A 1,336-nucleotide genomic window follows, 5' to 3' on the forward strand; every position below is an offset into this window, starting at 1 on the left:
TGGGGCATGTACGGATCAACCACATAGGTAACATAAAAGTTCAGGCACATCGGTAACACCTGATCACTCATTTGTAATCACTTTAAGCGTTACGTAACCGTCCTTGGCGTCCTTTTCATCGAAGCGGCCTAACACGACCGGTCCAAAAATAACGTCCCAAATGCCCTCGCTTATGTTGTCCAAACCCACTATTTCACGTTTGAGCACATAACCCACATAAATCCGGAGCCGGCCTTTGTTCACCACTCCACAAGAGTCCACTACGTAGGCTTCGATATGACTTGGGTATCTCATCTCCGGTAGTTTTTCTGGATAAAGGCGCGACGAACTGATGTAGCAAGACCCCGGTGTTCGCTGCCCCAGGGCCTCATGAAAACGCTCATGATTGTAGTGCTGCATGAACAGATCGAAATGCTTCTGCTGCGCACCCCACTCGATCTCTGGGGGGCGTGGCAAAGTACTTTTTAATGTCCGGTGCATTCGCTCGTGCCGCCCATTCTGCTCGGGTCGGCCAGGCTGGATTCTTTCCGGGATGATGCCCAGTCGCAGCCACCAAATAGACAGCTGTGACAATCCCGCACGCCCGCTACTGGCAAAGGGAACACCATTGTCGGTGCGAATACGTTCGGGCATTCCGTATGTTCTAAACAGCCGTTCAAAGGTCGCCTTGGCATCCTTGAAGGTAGTGCTCGGCATACTCTCGCATGCCAAGAGAAATCGACTGGCGTGATCCATGACCGTCAGGGGGTAACACCAAACGCCTTCCCCTGTCAGGTATTGGCCTTTGTAATCGGCGCTCCAGAGTTGGTTGGGGAGGTCAGCCTTCTGAAGCGGTTTGGGATAGATTGCTACCCGCTGACGTAATCGTCGTGGTGTCACCAACCCCGCCTTTTTAAGCACGTTGTAGATGGTGGTTTTGGAGGGTGGCGACTGATCCGGAAACCGCTCGATCAATGCCGTCTGAATTTTCTTTGGGCCCGGCGTGGTTTGTCCTTGGCCACGCAGCTCAAGAATGGCCTCTTTGACCGCAAACGGCACGGCCTGAGCTTGAGAGTGCCGCTTGCGACTGCATTCCGCCAAACCGTTAACGCTGTCCGCGTTGTAGCGGGCCACCCACTTGTAGCCAGTCTTGCGACTGATGCTGTGCGCCGCACAGAGTTGGCTGAAATTGAGTCGACCGGACAGGTAGTCGGCAATGAACATCACTTTCAGGTCCATAGGTTTCAGCTCTCGCCACGGCATGGTCAGATCCTCGGAATCGACCAGTGCCAGTTAAAAACTGTTACCTATGTGCTTGAACTGTTTTGTTACCTATGTGGGTGAGTCATACCGGCAA

Annotated in this window: 1 protein-coding gene; it reads right to left on the bottom strand. The window is 53.1% G+C overall.

Annotated elements, in window-relative coordinates; genetic code table 11:
- Positions 1 to 63: 63 nt before the first annotated feature.
- Positions 64 to 1,242 (bottom strand): integrase core domain-containing protein, encoded by a 1,179-nt coding sequence (locus PMI35_RS06000; RefSeq protein WP_008064327.1) that lies wholly within the window; start codon positions 1,240 to 1,242, stop codon positions 64 to 66.
- Between the last annotated feature and the right edge of the window lie 94 nt (positions 1,243 to 1,336).

The sequence above is a fragment of the Pseudomonas sp. GM78 genome (assembly GCF_000282475.1).
Classification (GTDB): domain Bacteria; phylum Pseudomonadota; class Gammaproteobacteria; order Pseudomonadales; family Pseudomonadaceae; genus Aquipseudomonas.

Bases quoted from the DNA above. Each gene is read 5' to 3' on its own strand.
- PMI35_RS06000 (WP_008064327.1), bottom strand. From the start codon at position 1,242: ATGCCGTGGCGAGAGCTGAAACCTATGGACCTGAAAGTGATGTTCATT.